The organism is Halovulum sp. GXIMD14793 (assembly GCF_054457435.1).
This window is the reverse complement of sequence record NZ_JBTLNE010000059.1, coordinates 1-23,117: the sequence shown is the minus strand read 5'-3', so window position 1 is coordinate 23,117 and position 23,117 is coordinate 1. Positions and strand designations below refer to the sequence as shown.

General features: G+C 55.9%; 21 protein-coding genes, 1 tRNA gene and 2 pseudogenes. 16 read left to right on the top strand and 8 right to left on the bottom strand.

Annotation, left to right across the window (positions count from 1 at the left end):
• Positions 1-256: 256 nt before the first annotated feature.
• The 3 genes and pseudogenes from ACW9UQ_RS15300 to ACW9UQ_RS15290 all read left to right on the top strand — a co-directional run.
• Positions 257-1,213, top strand: a complete 957-nt coding sequence (locus tag ACW9UQ_RS15300) for a hypothetical protein (RefSeq protein ID WP_458931890.1) — start codon at positions 257-259, stop codon at positions 1,211-1,213.
• A gap of 22 nt (positions 1,214-1,235) precedes the next feature.
• A complete protein-coding gene (locus tag ACW9UQ_RS15295; protein ID WP_458931889.1) occupies positions 1,236-1,637 on the top strand; it encodes a hypothetical protein in 402 nt (133 codons plus the stop codon).
• A 313-nt stretch (positions 1,638-1,950) separates the two neighbouring features.
• Positions 1,951-2,682, top strand: a pseudogene (locus tag ACW9UQ_RS15290) (helix-turn-helix domain-containing protein); the annotation flags it as partial.
• A 164-nt stretch (positions 2,683-2,846) separates the two neighbouring features.
• Here the strand turns inward: ACW9UQ_RS15290 and ACW9UQ_RS15285 are convergent.
• Positions 2,847-3,560 carry a creatininase family protein gene (locus ACW9UQ_RS15285; protein WP_458931891.1) on the bottom strand — a complete coding sequence of 238 codons (714 nt, stop codon included), beginning with the start codon at positions 3,558-3,560 and terminating at the stop codon, positions 2,847-2,849.
• 11 nt (positions 3,561-3,571) lie between these two features.
• The gene (locus tag ACW9UQ_RS15280; RefSeq protein WP_458931888.1) at positions 3,572-4,174 is read right to left on the bottom strand and encodes a MarR family winged helix-turn-helix transcriptional regulator; all 603 of its coding nucleotides are present in this window, start codon (positions 4,172-4,174) and stop codon (positions 3,572-3,574) included.
• A 139-nt stretch (positions 4,175-4,313) separates the two neighbouring features.
• Here ACW9UQ_RS15280 and ACW9UQ_RS15275 point away from each other — a divergent pair, with 139 nt between their 5' ends.
• The 5 genes from ACW9UQ_RS15275 to ACW9UQ_RS15255 all read left to right on the top strand — a co-directional run bounded on the left by ACW9UQ_RS15275 (position 4,314) and on the right by ACW9UQ_RS15255 (position 9,863).
• Positions 4,314-5,900 (top strand): ABC transporter substrate-binding protein, encoded by a 1,587-nt coding sequence (locus ACW9UQ_RS15275; RefSeq protein ID WP_458931887.1) that lies wholly within the window; start codon positions 4,314-4,316, stop codon positions 5,898-5,900.
• Positions 5,901-5,969: 69 nt separating this feature from the next.
• A complete protein-coding gene (locus ACW9UQ_RS15270) occupies positions 5,970-6,944 on the top strand; it encodes an ABC transporter permease (RefSeq protein WP_458931886.1) in 975 nt (324 codons plus the stop codon).
• Positions 6,941-7,819 carry an ABC transporter permease gene (locus ACW9UQ_RS15265; RefSeq protein WP_458931885.1) on the top strand — a complete coding sequence of 293 codons (879 nt, stop codon included), beginning with the start codon at positions 6,941-6,943 and terminating at the stop codon, positions 7,817-7,819. Before ACW9UQ_RS15270 ends, ACW9UQ_RS15265 begins: the two co-directional genes overlap by 4 nt.
• On the top strand, positions 7,816-8,799 hold the full coding sequence (locus ACW9UQ_RS15260; RefSeq protein ID WP_458931884.1) for an ABC transporter ATP-binding protein: 984 nt from the start codon (positions 7,816-7,818) through the stop codon (positions 8,797-8,799). The genes ACW9UQ_RS15265 and ACW9UQ_RS15260 overlap by 4 nt, the downstream gene beginning before the upstream one ends.
• On the top strand, positions 8,796-9,863 hold the full coding sequence (locus ACW9UQ_RS15255; protein ID WP_458931883.1) for an ABC transporter ATP-binding protein: 1,068 nt from the start codon (positions 8,796-8,798) through the stop codon (positions 9,861-9,863). Before ACW9UQ_RS15260 ends, ACW9UQ_RS15255 begins: the two co-directional genes overlap by 4 nt.
• A 158-nt stretch (positions 9,864-10,021) precedes the next feature.
• Here the strand turns inward: ACW9UQ_RS15255 and ACW9UQ_RS15250 are convergent, their stop codons facing one another.
• The gene (locus ACW9UQ_RS15250; protein ID WP_458931882.1) at positions 10,022-10,531 is read right to left on the bottom strand and encodes a recombinase family protein; all 510 of its coding nucleotides are present in this window, start codon (positions 10,529-10,531) and stop codon (positions 10,022-10,024) included.
• A 218-nt stretch (positions 10,532-10,749) separates the two neighbouring features.
• Here ACW9UQ_RS15250 and ACW9UQ_RS15245 point away from each other — a divergent pair, with 218 nt between their 5' ends.
• From ACW9UQ_RS15245 to lpdA, 5 genes and pseudogenes are all read left to right on the top strand, one after another.
• Positions 10,750-12,531, top strand: coding sequence for an IlvD/Edd family dehydratase (locus tag ACW9UQ_RS15245; RefSeq protein ID WP_458931881.1), 1,782 nt, complete (start codon positions 10,750-10,752; stop codon positions 12,529-12,531).
• Positions 12,532-12,544: 13 nt separating this feature from the next.
• Positions 12,545-12,703, top strand: a complete 159-nt coding sequence (locus tag ACW9UQ_RS15240; protein ID WP_458931880.1) for an SDR family NAD(P)-dependent oxidoreductase — start codon at positions 12,545-12,547, stop codon at positions 12,701-12,703.
• Positions 12,703-13,002 (top strand): annotated as a pseudogene (locus tag ACW9UQ_RS15235) (integrase core domain-containing protein); the annotation flags it as partial. The gene ACW9UQ_RS15240 and the pseudogene ACW9UQ_RS15235, both read left to right, overlap by 1 nt.
• Before the next feature lie 453 nt (positions 13,003-13,455).
• Entirely contained in the window at positions 13,456-14,895 is a 1,440-nt protein-coding gene (locus tag ACW9UQ_RS15230) for an IS1182 family transposase (protein ID WP_458931879.1), read from the top strand.
• Positions 14,896-15,474: 579 nt separating this feature from the next.
• Positions 15,475-16,860, top strand: coding sequence for a dihydrolipoyl dehydrogenase (lpdA, locus tag ACW9UQ_RS15225; protein WP_458931878.1), 1,386 nt, complete (start codon positions 15,475-15,477; stop codon positions 16,858-16,860).
• Between the two features lie 36 nt (positions 16,861-16,896).
• Here the strand turns inward: lpdA and ACW9UQ_RS15220 are convergent, their stop codons facing one another.
• On the bottom strand, positions 16,897-17,562 hold the full coding sequence (locus ACW9UQ_RS15220) for a GntR family transcriptional regulator (protein WP_458931877.1): 666 nt from the start codon (positions 17,560-17,562) through the stop codon (positions 16,897-16,899).
• An 89-nt stretch (positions 17,563-17,651) separates the two neighbouring features.
• Here ACW9UQ_RS15220 and ACW9UQ_RS15215 point away from each other — a divergent pair, with 89 nt between their 5' ends.
• Complete coding sequence (locus tag ACW9UQ_RS15215; protein ID WP_458931876.1) at positions 17,652-18,152, top strand: SH3 domain-containing protein; 501 nt, start codon at positions 17,652-17,654, stop codon at positions 18,150-18,152.
• Here the strand turns inward: ACW9UQ_RS15215 and ACW9UQ_RS15210 are convergent.
• Both ACW9UQ_RS15210 and ACW9UQ_RS15205 read right to left on the bottom strand, forming a co-directional pair.
• Complete coding sequence (locus tag ACW9UQ_RS15210; protein ID WP_458931875.1) at positions 18,149-18,844, bottom strand: M48 family metallopeptidase; 696 nt, start codon at positions 18,842-18,844, stop codon at positions 18,149-18,151. The two genes, ACW9UQ_RS15215 and ACW9UQ_RS15210, sit on opposite strands and share 4 nt — an antisense overlap.
• On the bottom strand, positions 18,845-20,095 hold the full coding sequence (locus tag ACW9UQ_RS15205) for a polyhydroxyalkanoate depolymerase (RefSeq protein ID WP_458931874.1): 1,251 nt from the start codon (positions 20,093-20,095) through the stop codon (positions 18,845-18,847).
• Between the two features lie 182 nt (positions 20,096-20,277).
• On the opposite strand from ACW9UQ_RS15205, the gene ACW9UQ_RS15200 reads away from it, so the two are divergent.
• Positions 20,278-20,607 carry a TIGR02300 family protein gene (locus ACW9UQ_RS15200; protein WP_458931873.1) on the top strand — a complete coding sequence of 110 codons (330 nt, stop codon included), beginning with the start codon at positions 20,278-20,280 and terminating at the stop codon, positions 20,605-20,607.
• 78 nt (positions 20,608-20,685) lie between these two features.
• Positions 20,686-20,761, top strand: a tRNA-Ala gene (locus tag ACW9UQ_RS15195).
• 44 nt (positions 20,762-20,805) lie between these two features.
• Here the strand turns inward: ACW9UQ_RS15195 and ACW9UQ_RS15190 are convergent.
• Positions 20,806-22,134: an ISL3 family transposase gene (locus ACW9UQ_RS15190; protein WP_458931872.1), complete on the bottom strand. Its 1,329-nt coding sequence runs from the start codon at positions 22,132-22,134 to the stop codon at positions 20,806-20,808.
• A gap of 155 nt (positions 22,135-22,289) precedes the next feature.
• Positions 22,290-22,691: a hypothetical protein gene (locus ACW9UQ_RS15185; RefSeq protein ID WP_458931871.1), complete on the bottom strand. Its 402-nt coding sequence runs from the start codon at positions 22,689-22,691 to the stop codon at positions 22,290-22,292.
• Between the last annotated feature and the right edge of the window lie 426 nt (positions 22,692-23,117).

Below are 23,117 nucleotides of genomic sequence, written 5' to 3'. Positions count from 1 at the left end.
CTTTGATCATCCCAATGATTTGGACTTCCGTGAAACGGCTCTTTCGCATTCGTTTGCTCCTTCAAAAGGTTGAGCAAACTCTACATCAGAACGAGGGAAGTTTCGGGGGGCAGGTCAGGCACTGAACCGGGCCGAACTGATCGGGGCCTTTGCAGGCTACCTGTTCTCTGGCGGCAGGGGCGAAAACGTCTCCGCCGGGTCCTCCACCGCACGCTCGGGCTTCAAGAACAACTACCTTTGGCATATTCAGTCGGACATGCTGCAATGGGCCAAGTATCGGCTGGCGGAGTGTGAGCGCGAGGGCGGGTGCAGCGCGCAGGATCTCGAGTTCTACCGCGACCGTATTGCCTTTTTCGAAGGCCTCGACCGGTTCACCGATGAGGCCTTGCGGGCCGCCTGCGACGCCGACCCGACGGGCGGGACGTGCCGGGCCTATGTGGCAGATGCACTCTGTGCGGCGGGGGCCCGCTCCACCGCAGCCTGCGGGGGTGTGCCCGGGTTTGGGACGCAGCGCTGGGGGTATCACAAGCCTGAGACGATGCAAAATGCCGAAATGTACGACCGGGGCCGTCGCTACATGCCCCGGTTCACGACCGACCGGGGCAACCGGGATGAATATGAGAGTATTCAGGCGCTGCTTGCGGAGTATCCCGACGCAGTCGAGGCGGTTCGCGGCTATGACAGCATCGGTGCTGCCATTGACATGGGCCTTGGTGGTCTGGCGGCGGGTGCAGCCGGTGTTCGGGGTGCGACCCGTGGTCGTGTCGGAGACGTGAACCAGTACGGTTTGTCCGGGACGTATGGCCAGAGGCAGTATCAACTGAGCCTGGGTGGCGGGGGAACGCTGGGGGCGGCTTCAAATAATGGAGGAACCCCTATCAGAGAGTATCCAGATGGGAGTTTCCGCACACCAGATGGAAAATTTGCAAGCCAGGGTGGTTTGCCATCACCGGGCACTAAGTCAGCACAAGAGTACACTCAGTATTTGCGGGACAGTGGATTTGATGTCGTTGGCGAGGAATTGACCGTCAGTGCAGCGGTTTCGACGAGAAGGTACGATGCCGTTATTCGAACGGACAGTGGCGAGCTATGGGGCATCGAATGCAAAAGCGGCGGTGGCTCAAAAACAAGTCAACAGAACTTCAATGATATGTACATGAATAGGTTCGGCCCAGCTGAAGGCGTTGGGCAAATTGCTGGTGAAAAATTGTAGGAAACATAACGATATATCTGCCATGAAAATGTTACTGGAAGTCGAGAAAAAGAAGCCCACTCAGGTCAAAAATTTTGACAGTGTGGAGAAAGCTTTGCGTGATCTTAAAAGCTATGGACCACATTCATTTGCAATTTTGACTGCACAGGACGGTTCTTATCTACAAATCGCAGGTGGTCGTGTAACCTGTGTGCTTGAGCATCGGAACCGAAATGACGGGAAGCACCATCGCGCATATTTGGCACAAGCAAAGGTGCCATTTGAAGGAAAACAAACTCTAATGTTTGGCGGCGGCCATATGACGATGCAACCGGACGAAGTTTTGTTCATTGACGATGTCGTAGAAGTTTTTCGTGCCTTTTTTGAAGGCAATGCTTTGCCTGATCGAATACAATGGCGTGATATGACTGACATTGTAAGCTGATCATGCGCTTGGTTAATTGTGGAACAGAACGAAGATGGCCAGAGCCTGTGAAATCATCTAGGCAGCGGACTCGTAAAACTGACACCATAGCCTGATAGACGCGAGTTTGATCATGGCCATGAAGTTGGCTGAAGTTTTTTCATAGCGTGTTGCGATCCGGCGGAATGAGGCTTTGAGCTGAATTAGTCTCGATGTGATCTGACACCGCCCCCTTCCCAGCGAGCTGGAATGGGGACGGCGCATCTCTTGAGTGAGATGATGGTTGTCCGTTTTGATGGTGGTGCGAACCAAACCATCAAACGAGGGAACCACAATGTTGAATTCTACCGACAAGATCATCAAACACAAAACCGGCCTGCTGAACCTGGCCGAAGAACTGGGCAACGTGTCGAAGGCTTGCCAAGTTATGGGCATGTCGCGCGACACGTTCTATCGCTACAAATCAGCAGTCGATGAAGGCGGCGTCGAGGCGCTGTTCGAGCGCACGCGGTGCAAACCCAATCTGGCCAATCGCGTTGACGAGGCTGTTGAGCGGGCGGTCATCAAATCCGCCACCGATTTCCCGGCGTACGGTCAGGCCCGCACTTCGAACGAGCTGCGCAAGCTGGGGGTGTTTGTGTCACCCTCCGACGTCCGGTCGATCTGGCTACGCCATGATCTGGCGAACTTCAAAGCCCGCCTGAAGGCGCTGGAAATCAAGGTTGCCGAAGAAGGCACAATCCTGACCGAGGCGCAGGTCCAAGCGCTTGAAAAGAAGAAGCTGGACGATGAAGCCTGCGGCGAGATCGAGACGGCCCACCCTGGGTATCTGGGCTCACAGGACACGTTCTATGTGGGCACTCTCAAGGGAGCCGGGCGGGTCTATCAGCAGACCTATGTGGACACCTATTGTAAGGTCGCGCATGCCAAGCTTTATACCACCAAGACGCCGATCACTGCCGCTGATCTGCTCAACGACCGAGTGCTGCCCTTCCATGAAGAACACGACCTGCCGGTGCTGCGGATCTCGGCAGATTGCTTTGCAATCGCCTGCCGGGCAGTGGACGGGAAAGAAACCTGGCAGGAAAAGTTCGTGAACTGAACTTCACCTGACAGACGCCGCCAGAAAAACGGCCAACTGTCAGATCACATCTGAACCACTACAATTGCTGTTACTTTTCAATCCCCCGTGACCGCGATCCCGGCGCAGTCGTGTCATTTTTTCGCCTGTTAAGATAGGGTCAAATCAAGGGATCGGTCCGCCCAAGGCCCTTCGAGCACGGCACGGGTTTCTGCCACGCCAGTTTTCCAGACCGCCAGCATGTCAGCGTCGGGTCGTTGCCACGGTCCGCCAAATGAGCCGTCTGCAAGCAAAGCACGTGTTTGCGTTGGAGGGCAGGCATTCATCAGCGCCATATCGACGGATGGTTTTTTGCCGTCTGGGGCAGGTGCGTGGGCCAGTCGGGTCCAGGGGAAATTCTCCATCCAGTTGGCGTGCGAGCCGGAAGGGTCAATTGATTGAATCTTCGCCCATGTCTCAGGGGCATTCCACCAGTTGTGAAACTTGATCGACACATCACCATATTCTGCCATCAATTCTTGCGCCAATACACTCACGGGGTTGTTGCCACCGTGACCGTTCACGATTAGAATCTGTCTAAAACCAGACCGTCTAAGTGATGCAATAATATCGCGGATTACGGCCATCAATGTCTCGACACATAGAGAGATGGTGCCGGGGTAGTCGTTGAAATAGGAGGCGAGACCATAAGGCACTACTGGAAAGACAGGGATATTCAGCGGAGCGGCAGCTTCGGTTGCGACCTTTTCCGCCAATATCATATCGACGCAAAGTGACAGCTGCGCGTGTTGTTCAGTTGAGCCGATGGGCAAGATGCAGCGCGGGTCGCGAGCTGCGGCTGCCTCGATATCACGCCAATTCATGTTTGCTACTGTCATTGCGGTTTCCTTATTTCTGCTTCGTTGACCCGAGTACCTGCTTCGGCTGGCAGTTCACCTGCCCAGTCCTGTGCGGCCATCACAACTTTGGACATTAATTCAAACAGCATTTGCCGCTCTCCTTCTGACAGTGCGTTTAGCATGCGTTTTTCATGCGCTTCGAATGTTGGGCGGGTCTTGTAAATCAGGTCCCAACCCTTTTCCGACAACCAAAGCGCCTGTGTGCGCCCGCCACCAGGTGCCTTGGCGCGCGCCTCAATAAGGCCCATCAGTTCAAGGCGTTTGATTGCTCGGCTGAGTGTGTTCTTCGGAAAACCTGATGTAACCGATATATCCCGCGCGCTGCCGCCATCGGCTACACCCAGTGAATACAACACCACATATTCGGGCCGTTTCAACCCATAGGTGTCCTGAATCCAGCTATACAGCGGCGTATTATATAGCAAAGCCAGATAGTTGATCCGAAAAGTGAAAGGGCAGGGGTTCTCCCAAAGTTTCGCATCCAGCATGTCGGGGCTTTGCCCCGACTCTTGCTTGCCGAATTCCGGGTCAGATGCAGTCTGCGGATCTGCCATATCGATGCTATTCCCTTTGCTCATCCAAATGAGTTCCAAAATGAACTTGACTAGCGCATTATCTGCACACATGCTGAGAAAGCAAGTTCCAAATGGGACACAATATAGATAAGCATCACAGGACGGGGTTTGCTGCCCCGCCAAAAAACAGGAAGGGTAAACTATGCAATACCGGAAATTCCTTACACCTCTTGCGTTCGTGTTGAGCCTGACTACAGCGGGTGCTGTGTCAGCTCAAACCCTGACAATGGGGGTGCGCGGCGGACCTGAATCAATGGATCCGCATTTCTCCGCTCTTGGCTCACACGCCGAGGCAGCCAAGCATATTTTTGATACACTGGTTTGGTCTGGTACCGATTTGCAGATTGAGCCGGGTCTGGCGACAAGCTGGACCCCGGTGGATGACGACACATGGGAATTTAAGCTGCGCGAAGGTGTGAAGTTTCACGATGGGTCCGATTTTGATGCGGAAGACGTGAAATTTTCAATTGAACGTATTCCGGTTGTGACCGGCCCGACGACAACGGCCATTTATGTGCGCCGTGTGTCGAGCGTCGATATTATCGATCCCTACACAGTGCATATCAACACCGATGGTCAGGCGGCTACGCTGCCCAATGACTTTATCCGTTTGTTTATTGTTTCATCCGAGGCAGCAGCGGATTATTCCACACCCGAAACGGCAGCCGAAGGCTTTAATACTGGTGCGGCTACCATTGGTACCGGCCCATATAAGTATGTCAGCTGGGAGCCAAACGGCGATCTGGTACTTGAGCGGAACGATGATTATTGGCGCGGAGTGGGCGCATGGGAAACAGTAATTCGCAAAGAAATCCCCAACGACAGTTCACGTCTTGCTGCGCTGAAAGCGGGACAGGTTGATGTGATAAATTACGTTTCATCCGTTGATTATCTGGCGCTTGAGCGTGATGACGCGGTTGAGGCCATTAAAGGTGATAGCGCTTATGTGATGAACCTTCAGCTTGATCAGCGTGAAGACACGCCGCTGGTACGTGCGATAGACGGGTCCGATCTGGATGAGAACCCATTTCGTGATCTAAGGGTACGTCAGGCGATTGACTATGCCATCGACCGTCAAACCATGGTCGATATTGTGCTTGAAGGTTTGGGTAAACCCGCCAACCAGATGATGCCTGCGGGCTTCTTCGGGTCCAGCGAAAGGATTCCAGAGCCAGAGTATAATCCCACTAAAGCCAAAGAACTTCTGGCCGAAGCAGGCTATGCTGATGGCTTTGAGGTGGACCTTTATTGCACCTCAGATCGCTTGCCGGGCGATGGTGCAATCTGTCAGGGTCTGGGCCAGATGCTGACGCAGGTGGGTATTAAGACCAACGTCAACGCGATCTCCAAAACCGTCTACTTCCCTGCACAGGCGCGGCTGGATTATTCGATGTTCATGAACGGATGGGGCACACTGACTGGCGAGGCGTCATATACGCTGGGCAGTCTTGCGCATTCGAACAACCCTGATTTGAGATTGGGTGCCTTCAATCGCATCGGATACAAGAATGATGAGGTTGATATTCTACTGGAAACCGCCGCCACCATGATGGACGAAAGCCAGCGGCGCGCGGCCTATGAGCAGGCGATGGAAAAGGTAATGGCAGACAAGGCCTATATCTCCCTGGTGCAGCTTCAGACGGTCTGGGGTGCAACAGCCGGCGCACTGGAATTTGCCCCGCGTTTTGACGAAGACACGTTGGCGTTCTTTATCACGCCCGCACCCTGAGCCGAAAGACATTAAGGGGCTGGGCGGCCGATCTGCTGCCTGGCCTTTTATTATCACAAGGGAAAGCGGATGCTTGGCTTCATTATTCAGCGACTTCTGCAAGCCATCGGAGTAATGGCTGTGATGTCAGTCATTGTCTTTTTCGGTGTCTATGCCATCGGCAATCCCATCGATATCGTTATCCCACCTGATGCTACGCAAGATATTCGCGAAGACGCGATCCGCAGGCTTGGCCTCGACCGACCACTGTATGAGCAATATTTCACCTTTCTCACAAACTTGCTGCAAGGTGATTTCGGCCGGTCATTTGTCTATAATATGCCGGTCCTGAAACTGATCGGTGGTCGGCTGCCCGCGACGCTTGAGTTGGTGCTGATTTCCGTGATTTCGGCCACCGTGCTTGGCGTAAGCCTTGGCATCTATGCTGGCTACCGCCCTGATAGCTGGATTTCCAAAACCATCATGGCGGTCTCAGTCCTTGGGTTTTCGGTGCCGTCATTCTGGGTAGGCCTGATACTAATTTTATTTTTTGCGGTCCATCTTGGTTGGTTCCCCGCCGGCGGGCGTGGTGAAACAATTGCAGTTTTTGGCATTGATTTTTCGTTTCTAACACTGAATGGGCTGTCACATATCGCTTTACCAGCGGCCAATCTGGCGCTTTTTAAACTGGCGATGATGATTCGTTTGGCCAGAGCGGGTACGCGCGAGATTATGCTGACCGATACCATCAAGTTTGCGCGCGCTGCAGGCCTGTCTGAGGTGACAATCCTGCGCCGCCATCTGCTCAAGCTGATCTCAATTCCGATCATCACCGTCTTTGGGCTTGAACTGGGATCGACGCTGGCATTCGCTGTCGTGACCGAGACGATCTTTTCATGGCCGGGAGTGGGCAAGCTAATTATCGATAGCATTGGTGTCTTGGATCGGCCCGTTATGGTGGCCTACCTGATCCTTGTGGCATTCCTGTTTGTCACCATTAACTTTTTGATTGATCTGGCTTTCGCCTTAATTGATCCGCGCGTACGTCACGGAGCATCAGCATGAGCACAAGCACTCCACTTGGCCGATTCTGGGCTGAGTTCCGTGAGAATAGGATCGCCTTGGTGGCATTGGCTGTCGTTGTCTTGATGATCCTTTTGGCGCTTTTTGCCAGCTTGATCTCACCGCAAAACCCTTATGATCTGGTGAACCTGTCCCTGATGGATAGCCGCAGACCACCAGGATTTGTGGGCACAGGCGGGTACACGCATGTTCTGGGGACTGATCCGCAGGGGCGCGATCTTCTGTCGGCGATCTTTTATGGCTTGCGCATTTCCATTCAGATCGGCCTAGCTGCAGGCTTTGTCTCACTGACCATCGGGACGACGCTGGGCATCCTTGCCGCGTATATTGGAGGCCGCGTTGAGTCGCTGATTATGCGGCTTGTTGATCTACAATTATCCTTTCCCGCAATCTTGCTGGCTTTGGTGATTGTGGCACTACTCGGTCAAGGCAAGGCGCAGTTGATTGGCGCATTGGTCGCTGCACAATATGCCTATTTCGCGCGTACCGCCTACGGTGCCGCAAAAGCCGAACGCGGCAAAGATTATATAGAGGCCGCCCTTGCAACCCCTTTGAGAGCACGATTGGTGGTGTGGCGGCACATGCTGCCCAACTGCACGCCACCACTGATTGTTGTTGCGACAGTCCAAATCGCGAATTCGATCTCGCTTGAAGCAACGCTTAGCTTTCTGGGTCTGGGCCTGCCGGTCACAGAACCGTCGCTTGGCATGCTCATTTCAAATGGCTTCCCCTATATGATGAGCGGTCGGTATTGGATTTCAGTCTATCCCGGTGTGGCATTAATTATCCTGATCGTGGCGATCAATATCGTCGGAGATCAGGTGCGCGACCAGTTTAACCCAAGGCTGCGAAAATGACTGAACCTATCCTGAGCGTCAAAGACTTGGCAACGCATTTCTTTACCCGTGCGGGCGTGGTCAAAGCTGTAGATGGCGTATCCTTTGATTTGGCGCGCGGCGAGATTATGGGGTTGGTTGGCGAAAGTGGGTCGGGCAAGACTGTCACAGGTTTTTCCTTGTTGGGGCTTGTAGATGCACCGGGGAAAATCGTTGAAGGCTCGGTTACATTGAACGGAACTGACCTGACGAAACTATCCGGGTCAGAATTGCGAGCCTGCCGGGGTCGCGAGGTTTCGATGATATTTCAAGATCCGATTGCGACGCTAAATCCGATGCTGACCATTGGGCAGCAGATGCAGATGGCGATTGATGCACATGAGCGGCTCAGTAAACGTGCGGCAATGGCCCGTGCAGCCGAGTTACTGACACAGGTTGGCATTCCGTCCGCCGAGGCGCGGCTACGTGCTTACCCGCATGAATTTTCTGGAGGGATGCGTCAGCGGGTGGCGATCGCAATTGCACTGTTGCACCGCCCTGCCGTGCTCGTGGCAGATGAACCGACAACGGCGCTGGACGTTTCCATTCAGGCGCAGATTCTGTTTCAAATGCGCGACCTTGCTGTAGAAACCGGAACGGCGATGATATGGATCAGTCATGACCTTGCTGTGGTTTCCAGCCTCGCTAGCAAGTTGGCCGTGATGTACGCGGGTCGTATTGTAGAGCAGGGGCCAACCGCAACATTGCTGCGTGATCCGCGCCATCCCTATACGGCTGGCCTGATTGCCTCGTTACCTGCGATGGCCAAACCCGGCATGCCCTTGACGCAAATCCCTGGTACTACGCCGTCGCTATTGTCTCTGCCGTCTGGCTGCCCCTTCGCGCCACGATGTGATCGGAATACACAGGCCTGCGAACAAAAGCCCGAGATGACGATGCATGACAAACGTGGCTGGCAGTGTTTCCATCCGGTGGGTCAAAACCCGGAGGTTTCAGCATGAGCGCGTTTCTGACTATTGACAACGTGAGCCGCCTTTTCGGCCCCAAGTTGAATATTGGCGAAAAAATTGCCGGCAAACTGGGAGCTAAGGTTGAGACACGGTCTGTGCGTGCGGTGTCAGAAGTCACGCTATCGATACGTAAGGGCGAAACGCTGGGCCTGGTTGGCGAATCCGGTTGCGGAAAATCGACTTTGGGCCGTCTAATCGCAGGCATTCTCCCGCCGACAACCGGCAGTGTGACCATTGATGGTGCGCCGGTGATGGAGAATGGGGCAAAAGTCACGACCCGTGTGCAGACCGTTTTCCAAGACCCCTTTGCCAGCCTTGATCCGCGTATGAAGGTTGGTGAGACGGTGTCAGAGGGTCCGATCGCGCATGGCCTGACGACCAAAGCTCAGGCAAAGGCCTATGTCGCAGAATGGTTCACACGTGTAGGCCTTGATCCTGTTTGGGTCGACCGTTATCCGCACCAGTTTTCAGGTGGTCAACGCCAACGTATTGCCATCGCACGCGCTCTTGCAATGCAGCCCGATGTGCTGATTTGCGATGAACCTGTGGCTTCACTTGATGTCTCCATTCAAGCACAAATTATCAACCTTTTCTTGGAATTAACTCAGGGATTGGACCTGACATCTGTGTTCATCAGCCATGACTTATCCGTTGTGCAGCATGTCAGCGATCGGGTTGCGGTGATGTATTTGGGGCGAATTATGGAACTGGGACCGGTGGCGGAGGTCTTTGGCCGACCTGCGCATCCCTATACTGCTGCTTTGTTTGGCAGCGTGCCAAAACTGGTGCTGGATGCCGATGAATTGGTGAGGTTCGATACGATCGAGGGCGAGGTGCCGTCACCTCTGTCACCCCCATCGGGATGCTACTATCATCCGCGTTGCCCGCTCGCGACGTCAATGTGCAGTGCTACTCAGCCTGAAACGATTGGGGTGACTGAACTACGGACAGTCGCCTGTCATAACTTTGCAGCGCAAATGTATGCCCAGAAGGCAAAGAGTTGCGACACGCACGCCGAAACTACTCCGATCTCGTCTGAAGTGCCCCGGGCTTGAAAGGCCCAACAGGGGGCTTTATTGCACAAATTTTCTGACCATCATCGGTGACTTTATGGGCACCCAGGGAGAGGATATCTCGGGCGCAGGGACTGTTGGCCCCATCGGAAGGTTTCTTTGTAGAACCACGTTAAGGAAGAACGAAGCTTGAACATGGCTTACAAGGTGGCATTTCTGATGATCTTGTAAGCTGTTGATCTGCCTATGCCGAGATGTTTTGCGGCCTGGGCGACGGATTTTCCGGCGCTGACGAGATCTTGGAGGGCTGAGATTGTTTCGGGTTGCAATGGGGGCCGCCCAGGGGTGCGGCTATGCTTTCTGGCGTTGAGCAGGCCGTCTTTGGTGCGCTCAGAGATCAGGCGGCGCTCGAAGTGTGCAATAGCCCCGAAGACATGGAACACGAGCTCACCGGCGGCGGATGTCGTCTCGATCCGCTCCTCAAGGCTGATCAGGTTGATCCCCCTGGCCTTGAGGTCGTCGACGGTTTCTAGGAGTTCCTTGAGCGAGCGCCCCAATCGATCAAGGCGGATGACGGCGAGGGTATCGTTGGGCCGGGCCTGATCAAGCAAGGCGGCCAAACCCGGCCGGTTGAACGTCTTGCCGGAGATAACGTCCTCGAACACGCGAACAGCGCCGTGCTGCAGCAACCGATCTTTCTGGCCGGACAAATCCTAGTCGGCGGTCGAGACCCTTGCATACGTGACAACACCATACGGGTCTGCCGGTGACGCTGTGGCTTCTGACCTTTAACCAACGAACCACGCCAGCAGTGGCGGGCTAAACCGCAGGTTTCACGGGGCAACAGCTACAATCTTACGAATTGGTCTTGCATTTGGTATACCAAATTGAAATCCTGTCTTAAGAGATGGCGGCAGAAGGGAGCAGGATGTCCGACACGCGTGCGAAAAAGCGATTCCGGTCGCAGGAATGGTTCGACAATCCAAATAATCCGGGCATGACCGCACTTTATCTGGAGCGATACCAGAACCAGGAATACACCCGTGATGAGCTTCAATCCGAGCGACCGGTTATAGGGATCGCCCAGACCGGCAGCGATCTAGCACCCTGCAACAAGATCCATGTTTTCCTTATGGACCGGATCAAGGCCGGCATTCGTGAGGCCGGCGGCATACCAATGGAATTTCCGGTGCATCCGATTCAGGAAACCGGCAAACGCCCGACCGCCGCGCTCGACAGGAATTTGGCATATCTAAGCCTTGTTGAGGTGCTGCATGGGTACCCGATTGATGGCGTTGTTTTAACGACAGGATGCGACAAGACCACGCCCGCGATGCTGATGGGTGCGGCAACAGTTGATCTTCCGGCGATTGCGCTAAACGGCGGACCGATGCTGGATGGCTGGTGGCGGGGCAAGCGCGCCGGTAGCGGCACGATTGTCTGGGAAAGCCGCCGCCAGCTTTCCGAAGGCAAGATCGACTATGAAGAGTTCATCAGCCGCGTCTGCTCTAGCGCGCCTTCACTTGGCCATTGCAACACCATGGGCACGGCCAGCACCATGAATGCCATGGCCGAAGCCCTGGGCATGACCCTGACCGGCAGTTCTGCTATCCCTGCCCCTTTCCGCGAGCGCATGGCGATGGCCTATGAAACCGGCCGACGCATTGTCACCATGGTGTTAGAGGATCTGAAGCCCAGCGATATCCTGACCCGCGAGGCATTCGAAAACGCCATTGTCGTCAATACAGCCATCGGCGGTTCAACCAATGCACCGCCGCATCTGCAGGCCATCGCACGGCATGCAGGCGTTGAACTCGATGTCCGTGACTGGGAAACGATAGGCTTCGATGTGCCGCTGATGGTGAATATGCAGCCCGCCGGAGAGTATCTGGGCGAAAGCTTCTTCCGGGCAGGCGGGGTGCCTGCAGTGATGGGAGAGCTGCTAAAGGCCGGGCGCCTGCATGGTGACGCCATGACCGCAAGCGGCAAAACCATGGGTCAGAATCTGAACAGCTGGGAAAGCTATGATCGCGATGTGATCACCACCTATGACGCGCCGCTGCGCCAAAATGCAGGGTTTAAGGTGCTGACGGGAAACCTATTTGACAGCGCCCTGATGAAGACCAGCGTGATCTCAGAGGATTTCCGCAACCGGTTTCTTTCGGAGCCGGGCCACGAGGGCGTGTTCGAAGCCCGCGCCGTGGTGTTTGAGGGTCCTGAGGATTATCACGACCGTATCAACGACCCTGATCTGGGCATCGACGATCATTCGATCCTGTTCATCCGCGGTGTGGGCTGCGTCGGATATCCCGGCAGCGCCGAGGTCGTGAACATGCAGCCACCCGACGCCATCATCCGTGCCGGGATCAACCATCTGCCAACCGTGGGCGACGGGCGGCAATCGGGCACATCTGAAAGCCCATCTATTCTGAATGCCAGCCCCGAAAGCGTTGTGGGCGGCGGACTGGCTCACCTGAAAACAGGCGACATGGTGCGACTGGATCTGAACACCTCGCGCATGAATGCGCTGGTGGACGACGCCGAATGGCAAGCGCGCATAGATGCCTGGACCGCCCCCGAGCTTAAGAACCAGACCCCATGGCAGGAAATCTACCGCACCCATGTCGGCCAGCTTGCTGATGGCGGATGTCTGGAACTGGCAACAGCCTATCAGCGGATCCGCGATGATCTGCCCCGCGACAACCACTAAGAAAAAACAGCCCATGAAGAGCATTATTATCACCGGAGCCGGGCGTGGAATTGGCAAGGCCTGCGCTGAAACCTTCCTGACGGCCGGATGGCGCGTCGGACTTATCGGGCGCAACCCCGCCCCGCTTGAAGCGATCGCGGCCGATCACGATGGCGCACTTGTGCTGAAATGAACTGGCACTACATCGACCCGGGCAAGCCGCAGCAGAATGCCTTCATCGAGTCATTCAATGGCAGCCTGCGCGACGAGCTTCTGAACGAGGAGATGTTCGACAGTCTAGACGATGCCCGGCGCAAGCTGGCGCTCTGGCGATACGATTACAACAACGTCAGACCGCCCTCGTCGCTCGGCAACAAAACACCTGCAGAAGCGCGCCGGACGCTTGAGCAATTTGAGGGCTCTGCGCCCGGCGCGCTTGCCCAAACCGACGACGAAGAATATGAAAAACAGACCCGCAGACTCTCGTTATGAATGAGGGAGCCTCGGGGGGCAAGTCATCACAAATCGAACACACCTCCGCAGCGTGGTAAATGACCCAGCTCACTGCTTTCCGAATATGCGGAATTGACTCCCAAAATCGTCGCTACGATCATTGAAGATAGACTAAAGATGCACTTCATTACTTTGGTAATCAATTCATTGTAGTTCAGGTTTTGCGGTCCTAGTCATTTTCGTATTTTAAAGCGTTTCGAGTTTACCTTGAGACATCACATAAAATCGAAACGCGTACACCATATAGGCTTATCACTGCGTTTCAGGATAATCTTTTGTCTCAGGTTTATCCCGAAACGCTTTAGCACAATATATGGAAGAGTCGGACGTGAAAATTGCCATTCGTTGCGGAGCAGAAAATGAGCAGTTTGGGCTGAGGCTGTGTGAAAACTCGAAATGATGTATGCTTTTGGTGAAAGACTGGAGGCGGGCATGTCGGGATATATCGAGGGGGTGGAACGGGGTCAGGCGACGCTTTTTCCAGACCGGCTTGAAGATTGGGTCGATGAGGATAGTCCGGTCCGCGTGATTGATCTCTTTGTTGAGGAGATTGATCTTGAACAGATGGGTTTCCTGCGAACCGCGCCTGCGCGTACCGGGCGGCCAGGTTATCACCCATCGGTGCTGCTAAAGCTGCTCATCTACGGCTATCTGAACCGCGTGCCCTCCAGCCGCGCTGTGGAACGGGAAGCTGGTCGCAATGTGGAGGTGATATGGCTGACCGGGCGGTTGGCCCCGGACCACAAGACAATCGCCGATTTTCGCCGCGATAACGGTCCTGCCATTCAGCGAACTTGTGCGCAGTTCGTCGAACTCTGTCGCCGGATCGGGGTGTTGAAGGGGGATTGCGTCGCCATCGACGGCTCCAAGTTCAAGGCAGTGAACAACCGAGACAAGAACTTCACCAAGGGCAAGATCGCCAGCCGCACCGCCCATCTGGTAGCGAGCATTCAGCGCTACCTTGATGACATGATCCGGATCGACCGTCAGGAAGAGGGTGAGGCCCGGGTCGAGAAGATCGCCAACCTGGCGCAACGCTGCGAGCGCATCCGGCAAGAGATCGAGCGCCTAGTGGACATGGGCGAGGCGCTCAGGGCAAGCCCGGACAGTCAGATCTCCCTGACTGATCCGGATGCCCGTTCCATGGCCACCAGCGCCAAAGGCAGCGGTTTTGTGGGCTACAACGCCCAGTCCGCGGTGGATACCGAGACCCATCTGATTGTCACGCATGACGTGATCAATGCCGGGCACGACCGCGATCAATTGTCGCCGATGGCCAAGGCGGCGAAGGCCGCTCTAGGACGCGATGAAATGAGCGCGGTGGCAGACAAGGGCTATTTCAGCGGTCGGGAAATCCTAGCCAGTCACGAGGATGGCATCACCACAACCCTCCCTCGGCCCGAGACATCCGGCAACCGCAAGAAGGGAAGGTACGTGAAGGCCGACTTTGCCTATGACGCAGATGCGGATGTTTACCGATGTCCGGCAGGCGAGACGCTGACATACCGCTACAAAACGGAGGAAAGCGGGCTGGTTGTACGGCGATACTGGACCACCGCCTGTCTGAGCTGCCCTGTCAAATCGCGCTGCACAATCGGCAAAGAGCGTCGCATCTCTCGGTGTGAACACGAGTATCTGGTCAACGAAATGTGCGACCGCATGAGCCGCGACCCGGCCTTGATGAAACCTCGCCGCTCAACCGTCGGGCACCCGTTCGGCACAATCAAAGCCTGGATGGGGGCGACACACTTCCGAATGCGAACGCTCAAGAACGTCCGCACCGAGATGGCCTTCCACGTCCTCGCCTACAACATCAAGCGAATGATCGCCCTGATCGGGGTACATGGGCTTCTGAGCGCCATTCCGACCTGATGGGCAGTGCTCAGCTCAAATCGTATCGCAGCAAACGCCATTGAAGCGCAGAACCAACCCTCTCCGGCGCATTGGGCGCCAAAATGACCCCGAATCCGCGTGCCCCCACAAAATCGACTGAAACATCCTCATCGTCGAGAAACCAAGTCAGTTTCCACACAGCCTCGGCTCAAACCGGACATCTACGTCGACGCCATGATTGTCTGGGTCCGTTTGTGACGCAAAGGTCAAATTCAGTTGCAGCTGCACCTCAGATTCTTGGTGTGATCGGGTCTGGTGACACAGGTCTACATCATTCAGGACACTGACCTTCATCGCTGGGGTAAGGTCGCCCTTTTCATTGCGTTCGAGACAACAACAAGCATGCTGATCCCCCAGGTCGCCCAGCGGCAAAACCGCCTCAGCCCATCGCAATACCCGAGCCATTTACTCGCAATACGCTTGCCATACGCATGCCATACGCTTGCTGGCACCCTGTTTCCGCCTCTTTCGCACCCCGGCGGCCCGCTTGCGGTTGCCCCCGGGGCGCGCAGACCATATACGGTTTGAAAGCGGTCCAATTGACGCAGGGAGGTCCCAATGGCCAGCTATGACGTGATCGTAATCGGTGCCGGACCCGGCGGCTATGTCTGCGCCATTCGCTGCGCGCAGCTGGGCCTGAAAGTGGCCTGTGTGGAAGGGCGCGAGACCCTTGGCGGCACCTGTCTGAATGTCGGCTGCATCCCGTCAAAGGCGCTGCTGCATGCCTCGGAACTGTATCACGAGGCGCATACCAATTTCGACACGATGGGCATCACCGGGGCGGCACCCAAGGTCGATCTGAAAAAGATGATGGGCTACAAGCAGTCGGTCGTTGATGGCAACACCAAGGGCATTGAATTTCTGTTCAAAAAGAACAAGGTAGACTGGCTGAAGGGCTGGGGGAAGATCACCGCCAAGGGCGAGGTTAGCGTCGGTGACGAGGTGCATCAGGCCAAGAATATCGTGATCGCGACCGGCTCCGAACCATCCTCGCTGCCGGGGGTTGAAGTTGACGAAAAGGTCGTTGTCACCTCCACCGGTGCTTTGGAACTGGGTAAGATCCCGGCAAAGATGGTCGTCATCGGGGCGGGCGTGATCGGGCTGGAGCTTGGCTCTGCCTATGCCCGTCTGGGCTCAGAGGTGACCGTGGTGGAGTTTCTGGACCACATCACACCCGGCCTGGATGCCGAGGTGCAGAAGGTGTTTCAGCGCATCCTCAAGAAACAGGGGCTCAAGTTCATCATGGGCGCCGCCGTGCAAAAGACCGAGATCTCTGGCTCCAAAGCTAAGGTCACCTACAAGCTGCGCAAGGACGATAGCGAAGCCTCGCTTGAGGCGGATGTCGTGTTGGTTGCCACCGGGCGGCGGCCTTATACCGAAGGCCTTGGCCTGGACGCGTTGGGCGTGGAGATGTGGCGCGGTATGGTGAAGACCGATGATCACTGGCGCAGCAATGTAAACGGGATTTATGCCATTGGCGATGTGATCGCAGGCCCCATGCTGGCCCATAAGGCCGAGGATGAAGGCATGGCGGTGGCCGAGGTGATCGCGGGCAAAGCGGGCCATGTGAATTACAATGTCATTCCGGGCGTCATCTATACCGCGCCCGAGGTTTCCTCTGTCGGAAAGACCGAGCAGGATCTGAAGGAAGAGGGTCAGGCCTACAAGGTCGGCAAGTTCCCGTTCATGGGCAATGCACGGGCCAAGACCGTGTTTCAGGCCGAAGGCTTCGTCAAGATATTGGCCGATGCGGAAACCGACCGCATTCTGGGCGCGCATATCATCGGTCCCGGTGCGGGCGATCTGATCCACGAGGTTTGCGTTGCGATGGAATTCGGCGCTTCTGCGCAGGACCTTGCGCTGACCTGCCACGCCCACCCGACATGGTCCGAGGCTGTGCGCGAAGCTGCGTTGGCCTGTGGTGACGGTGCTATTCACGCTTGACTAAGTTGAGGCCGGGCAACGCTGCTCGGCCCCGATCTAAGGCCCGACCAGCATCCTAAGGCCACCATTGATATCCGCGCGCAGGGCCAGCCGCAGCCCCGGCTCATCACCTGCCATTAGGGAGGCGAGGATCTTCTGATGCGACTCGTGGGCGTTTGAGCGTTGCTTTGTATAAAGCGTGCGCATCGTCGGGCCCATTTGCAGCCAGACGGTTTCCGCCAGTGCCAGCATTGCTGGGGCCTGGGCGCGCAGATAGAGGATACGGTGGAAATCCAAGTTCTGCCGGACGTAATCGTGGGGGCTTTCCTCGCGGATGGCGACTGCGATCTGACGGTTGATGTCATGCATCCGGTCGATCAACGCACCATGCGCCCGGGGAAGGGCGCGGGCGGCCAGTTCCGGTTCCAGTAGGCTGCGAATAGAGGCCAACTCTTCAATCCGTTCCGGTGTCAGCGTGGTCACCAGAACGCGCCCTGACGAGGTCAGCTTCAGTCCCCCTTCGGCCGTCAGACGGCGCACGGCCTCTCGCGCGGGGGTCATCGACACACCGAATTCTTCGGCAATACCGCGCAGCGTCAGCGCCTGACCGGGTGATAATAGCCCGTTCATCACCCGCGCTTTGAGCTGGCGATAGACTGCCTCATGCGCGGTGGGGGCCATGTCAGTCAGGCGATCACGCCTATGATCTCGGTCTGGGTCCATGACGCCCTTCATATTTTGTTACGTTTCTGAAAAGAATCGCTGAAATCTTAACAAAGACGGCTATAATGACGCACCTGCCGAGGTGATGTATGTCTGATTTTGTATCGAATTTCCTGACCTATTCAACGGTCACCCTTGTTGTTGCCGGTGGTTATCTTGGCACAGTACAGTTCGATTCCGTACCGTCCAGTAATGTCGAGCGTGCCACATTCGCCGACCCGTTATTGCTTGCGAACGAGCAGGCTGATAACCGCGGCGAGGTTGAGGTGGCCAGCAACGACGCCACGTTTGATCCAGCCGTTGTGCGCCGCGCCGAATTGCATTCGGTGGTGTTTTCCTCCACCGGCGCGGCAGAGGGTCTGAGTGCGATCACGCCCGTCGCGGAGCAGTATGACACCGGCACCGTCACCGGCAGCAGTGTCAACCTTCGCAGTGGCCCCGGAACCGGCTTCGCCATTGCGGGACGCGCCGCTGGTGGGGACAAGCTGCAGGTGACTGGCAATCAAAAGGGCATCTGGATCGAGGTTGTGACCCCGAGCTCTGGCGAAACTGCCTGGATTCACGGCAACTATTTCAACGCGCCGAGCTAATCTTCAAAACGGAAGCGATGTAGGGTTGCGCCATGCTGGCGCAACCAATTCTGGTGTGTGCGGTATCCAGGTTTCAGCGCCTCGACCAGCGCCCAGAACTCGGGGCCATGATGCATATGCGTCAGATGCGCCACCTCATGCGCGGCGACATAGTCCAGAACCTCTGCCGGAGCCATGATCAGCCGCCAGGAGAACATCAGCCCGCCGGTTGACGTGCAGGACCCCCAGCGACTGCGTGTATCGCGCAGCGTCAGGCGGGAGTAGCGCTGGTCTGTTTCCGCTGCGTAATGGTCACAGGCCGCCGCCAGAACGCCGTGGGCGCGCAGCCGCAGAAACTGCTTTAGTCGGTTACGGAACACCTGTCCTTCGCCGGGGGCCTCAAGGCGGTCCCCCAGCAGCTTCGCTGTGCGGCCTGTTCCCGGTGTCAACAGCCGCTCCTGCCCGTCCACAGGGATCATCATGCCGGGTTCGGGGCGGACAACCGGGGGAAACGCCCCCAGCTTTTCCCGGATCCAGTCCTCACGCGCTTCTGCGAAACGCGCCGCTTCGGCCAACGGCACCCTTGATGGCAGTGTGATAGAGACCTGATCGCCGCTGTGACTGACCCGCAAGGTCAGCCGACGGGCGCGTTTATTCCGGCGAAGGGCGATGTGGATCGGCGGATCGCCAATCGACAGGGTCTGCGCCGACACTTAACCCGTCTTTGCCTGATGCTTGCGGATAAAGTCACGCACCTGCGGCTGGATAAACTTGCGCCAGCGAGAGCCGTTAAAGACCCCGTAATGCCCGACCTTTTCCTGCACATAGTGCTTTTTCCGGGACTTGGGCAGTTTGGTCAGCAGACGGTGCGCTGCCTCAGTCTGGCCAAGGCCGGTGATGTCATCCTTTTCGCCCTCAACAGTCATAAAGGCGATATCGGTCACCGCCGAGGGCGTGACCTTGCGATTACGATAGAAATACGCGCCTTCGGCCAACAGGTGCTTTTGGAAAACGCGTTCTATCGTCTGCAGATAAAATTCCGCCGTCAGGTCCATCACCGCCATGTATTCATCGTAGAACTTGCGGTGCGCCTCGGCGCTGTCACCGTCGCCCGCAACCAGATTGTTGAACTGCTTCACATGGGCATCCACATGCCGGTCAAGATTCATCGACATGAACCCGGAAAGTTGCAGGAACCCCGGATAGACCTGACGCAGAAAGCCCTTGTTCGGCCAGGGCACACGGACAACCACGTTATTCTCAAACCAGCTTAGCGGGCGCGACGTGGCCAGATCATTGGGCTGCTTGGGGCTGACCGTGGTATCAATGGGAGAACCCATCAGCGTCACGCTGGCGGGCCGCGCCGGATCCTTGTCCATCGCCATCAGCGTGGCGGCCACCATCATCGGCACACCGGGCTGACAGACCGCCATCACGGACGGGCGTTCGCCATCCTCGGCCAGAAAGCGGCAAAACTCCATCAGATAGTCGACGTAATCATCCAGATCGAATCGCCCCTCTGTCATGGGGACATCGCGGGCATCGACCCAGTCGGTGATATAGACGTCATGTTCGGGCAGCATGGTTTCGACCGTGCCGCGCAACAGGGTCGCATAGTGGCCCGACATCGGCGCAATGATCAGAACCTTTGGATCCTTGCGCTTTGCGACCTTTGGGCTGTTGCGGCGAAAATGCAACAGTTGGCAGAAAGGCAGATCAACCGCTACCTCTTCGACAACCGGCACTTCTTCGCCATCAACCACTGTAAAGGGCAGGCCAAATTCAGGTTTTTCGTAGCGTCGGGTCGCGGAAATGAACATCTCGCACATCGCCGCCATAGTCCGGGCGGGATAGGTATTGTGCATCGGGTTCATCGGATTGCGCAGAATTTCATGGCTGAGCCGCGCAGTGGCGCGCATCGGACCGACGGCCGCGTGGGTCAGTTCATAGGCGTGATAGAGCATCCATACCTCTTGACTACAAAAGCAAGCAGCACCGGCATTTCCGCCCGTGATGCAGTGCAGCATACACCGTGACAGGCGGGTTGCCAGCGTTCGTTACACTTTTTTAACAGCAAATCCTTTGACAAGTGTTACGCGGCATGGCAGGGGACGGCCAATTCAACAAATCTGATCAGGAGCTTCAGATGCCCAAAGACGAATGGGGCGTGAAACGCGTTTGTCCGCATTGCGCTGTCCGCTTCTACGACCTGATGCGCGACCCGATGACCTGCCCGTCCTGCGGTGAGGAATTCACGGTCGAAAACCTAACGGCACCAAAAGGCAAATCCGCCGCGCCCAGCAAGGCCGCAACCAGCAAAACCGCCGCTGCGCCCACCTCGGATGACGATGATGATGTCGTTCTGGACGATGATACCAGCGATGATCTGGAGGATGAGCTTCTGGAAGAGGATGACGATGACGACGATGTCAGCCTGGATGACATCGCAGACGTCGCAGACGACAAAGAGGAATGATCTGGCGCGATGAATTCGCTTGATCTGTCCGCCTTTGATCACTAAGACAACCGGCGTGCCAAGCTTGGCACGTCAGATGGGGCCATAGCTCAGTTGGGAGAGCGCTTGCATGGCATGCAAGAGGTCAGGGGTTCGACTCCCCTTGGCTCCACCATTTTTCTAATTTTTAGTGACCAAGTAGTTATGGGTATCCGTAATTCATGGTTGATCTGGCCTAAGATTACCGTCGCGAAGAATTTTGGGCAGTGTTGACAGGAGCGTTCCGTAGCGCCCCTCATAGCGCGTAGGAACGCGCATCTCATGCACTGTCATCTCTATATCGCGATCACGGCTCAACATCTTCTGGAAAGCCGGGCGAGCCGTTGCTTTCTTCTCCGGCCCCTCTGACAACAGCACCTTCGCCCGCAATGCCTCGAACGAGTAGCCCCGTCCGACGCGGTTGGTGGTGCAGATCAGGTTGTTCAGGCTTTCGGTATAGGCGTTGGTGGCGCGGCAGTCGAAATAGGCCAAGATTTCGTCCCGCCAGTTTCGCCATGCCCGCTCGAAGTCGCCGAACGCGCCTTTCATCTCTTGAGGGATAGACGCTCGCCATTCTTCAAAGGCCGCATCTGCCTGATCGCGCGTCTTGGCGTCGTAGATGCGATACCCAGCTTCCTTGATTTCATAGGCCATAGCCAGCGTCGGATAGTTTTTTAACCAACCAGTCAGCATCATGTGTTCCTTGCCGTTGAGCCGATGCTTGCGCTTCAGGATCAGGAAGCGGTCATTCACCAGCCCACGTCGCTCGGCTGGCGTCAGATCGGCCCGAAGTGCTTTCCTGACAGTCTCACAGGCGGCGTTCAGCATCCTCACGACATGGAACTTGTCCACGACGACCGTGGCGCCCGGCAGCACCGCAGCGGCGGCATCTCGATAGGGTCGCCACATATCAATCGTCACCAGCTCAATGCTCTTGCGGTAATCGAGCCGGGCAAGTCGCTCTGCGACTGTCTTCTTGTTTCTGTTCTCAAGGATATCGAAGGCCGTCAGCTTTTCGACATTTGTGAGAACGCAGCGCGGTTTGATGAGGTGGATTTCGTCAATGCCCAGCCAACGGGGCGTTGCAAAGCGCATCGCCTCGTATTTGCGCTGAACATACTCTCCGAAGACAAGGCGAATCGTGCCTTCGGTCACACCGACCTCTTCCGCGACACTGGAATAGGTTCTGCGCACTGCCTGCTCGCCGATCCACTGAGCGAGCCTTTCAGTCATGCGCCGCTTTTCGTCTACATGCGGCAGCTCGTCATAGAACGTCTTGCCGCAGTTCTTACAACGCCAACGCCGTGTTTCGACATAGATTGCCGACCGTTTGCCGAGGCGCGGAAGGTCTTTGATGATCTGCTCTCGCCTGCCAAATCCAACCACACCATGCTTGCCGCAGTGTTGGCAGTGCGTCGTCTCGTCGGTGATTCTGGCATAGATGTGGAAGTCGTGGTTTTCTTCCGCAACACGGATCAGATCAAAGTCATCCAGTTGCAGGAGGTCCATTAAACCGTTCCAGAACTAGATCAAGGAAACGACGCTGCGCTATCGATCAGTTGCCTTCTAAGCTTGATCCGATAATCGATCAACGTTTTCAGGTCTGATGCAAGCAAACCTGCCAAATCAGACGCCCAGCGATCTTGCTCTTCGATCTCTGAGCGTCATGCTTGATCATTGCACGTAGTCTCAAAATCAACCTCCTCCAGTCGGGCAGAAATCTGAGCGCTTATTGCTTCCTCGGCCTCTGGCCACCACCGCACATTTTCATCAAGAAGCAGGTTTTTACTGATCGACAAAAAAAGCTCTATAGAAGCCGGAAGCTCCGCCGAACCGGAGCAAACGCTTTCAGAAACCTCCAGTAGCGAACGAGCAACATACATTCGCGAGACTTCCTCGCGGTGCGCATTCTCGGTATCGTCGATTATCTTTGAGATAGCTTGATATTCCAACGCAAGTTGGCCGGGACTAGGCGTATCATCGGCCAACACTGGTGTTGTACTTGCCATGATGAGTGTGGAAATCAATACCGTTCCGCAACGAACTCTTCGCTCAATGCTGCTCATTGGTCATCACCTTTTTGATGCGCCATCCAAGAGCCATCATCGAATGAGTATTCCAAATTTGATACCGGACCACCGCCTTCAGGAGTCCAGCTCACAACGGCCCTATCGTTGACAGACCATGTTTCTTGATCTTCATCTCAGCATCATTGAGATCCACACAACGAACTGGCTCAAGATCGTCAATTTGGAGCAGAATTAGGTCTGACATTATTCGTTACCGTCTTCATAGAATACCCGTATCAACAATCAATTACGATTTTCAGGGACCAGAAGCAAGTCCGGCATCAACCATGAATTACGGATACCCAAATGTTCTAACTATATGTTATGAATGAGATAACAGAAAGCCACTACGCGCTGATCTGCCCCTACTTACCGGTTCAGCGCGGGAATGTGCGGGTTTCGAACCTGACCGTGATTAAAGCG

Excerpts from the sequence above, each read along its gene's own strand:
- ACW9UQ_RS15285 (WP_458931891.1), bottom strand. The coding sequence starts at position 3,560 with ATGAATTGGCGTGATATCGAGGCAGCCGCAGCTCGCGACCCGCGCTGC.
- ACW9UQ_RS15270 (WP_458931886.1), top strand. The coding sequence starts at position 5,970 with ATGCTTGGCTTCATTATTCAGCGACTTCTGCAAGCCATCGGAGTAATG.
- ACW9UQ_RS15220 (WP_458931877.1), bottom strand. The coding sequence starts at position 17,562 with ATGGACCCAGACCGAGATCATAGGCGTGATCGCCTGACTGACATGGCC.
- ACW9UQ_RS15295 (WP_458931889.1), top strand. The coding sequence starts at position 1,236 with ATGAAAATGTTACTGGAAGTCGAGAAAAAGAAGCCCACTCAGGTCAAA.
- ACW9UQ_RS15200 (WP_458931873.1), top strand. The coding sequence starts at position 20,278 with ATGCCCAAAGACGAATGGGGCGTGAAACGCGTTTGTCCGCATTGCGCT.
- lpdA (WP_458931878.1), top strand. The coding sequence starts at position 15,475 with ATGGCCAGCTATGACGTGATCGTAATCGGTGCCGGACCCGGCGGCTAT.
- ACW9UQ_RS15265 (WP_458931885.1), top strand. The coding sequence starts at position 6,941 with ATGAGCACAAGCACTCCACTTGGCCGATTCTGGGCTGAGTTCCGTGAG.
- ACW9UQ_RS15190 (WP_458931872.1), bottom strand. The coding sequence starts at position 22,134 with ATGGACCTCCTGCAACTGGATGACTTTGATCTGATCCGTGTTGCGGAA.
- ACW9UQ_RS15185 (WP_458931871.1), bottom strand. The coding sequence starts at position 22,691 with ATGAGCAGCATTGAGCGAAGAGTTCGTTGCGGAACGGTATTGATTTCC.
- ACW9UQ_RS15280 (WP_458931888.1), bottom strand. The coding sequence starts at position 4,174 with ATGAGCAAAGGGAATAGCATCGATATGGCAGATCCGCAGACTGCATCT.
- ACW9UQ_RS15275 (WP_458931887.1), top strand. The coding sequence starts at position 4,314 with ATGCAATACCGGAAATTCCTTACACCTCTTGCGTTCGTGTTGAGCCTG.
- ACW9UQ_RS15240 (WP_458931880.1), top strand. The coding sequence starts at position 12,545 with ATGAAGAGCATTATTATCACCGGAGCCGGGCGTGGAATTGGCAAGGCC.
- ACW9UQ_RS15230 (WP_458931879.1), top strand. The coding sequence starts at position 13,456 with ATGTCGGGATATATCGAGGGGGTGGAACGGGGTCAGGCGACGCTTTTT.
- ACW9UQ_RS15245 (WP_458931881.1), top strand. The coding sequence starts at position 10,750 with ATGTCCGACACGCGTGCGAAAAAGCGATTCCGGTCGCAGGAATGGTTC.
- ACW9UQ_RS15205 (WP_458931874.1), bottom strand. The coding sequence starts at position 20,095 with ATGCTCTATCACGCCTATGAACTGACCCACGCGGCCGTCGGTCCGATG.
- ACW9UQ_RS15255 (WP_458931883.1), top strand. The coding sequence starts at position 8,796 with ATGAGCGCGTTTCTGACTATTGACAACGTGAGCCGCCTTTTCGGCCCC.
- ACW9UQ_RS15300 (WP_458931890.1), top strand. The coding sequence starts at position 257 with ATGCTGCAATGGGCCAAGTATCGGCTGGCGGAGTGTGAGCGCGAGGGC.
- ACW9UQ_RS15215 (WP_458931876.1), top strand. The coding sequence starts at position 17,652 with ATGTCTGATTTTGTATCGAATTTCCTGACCTATTCAACGGTCACCCTT.
- ACW9UQ_RS15260 (WP_458931884.1), top strand. The coding sequence starts at position 7,816 with ATGACTGAACCTATCCTGAGCGTCAAAGACTTGGCAACGCATTTCTTT.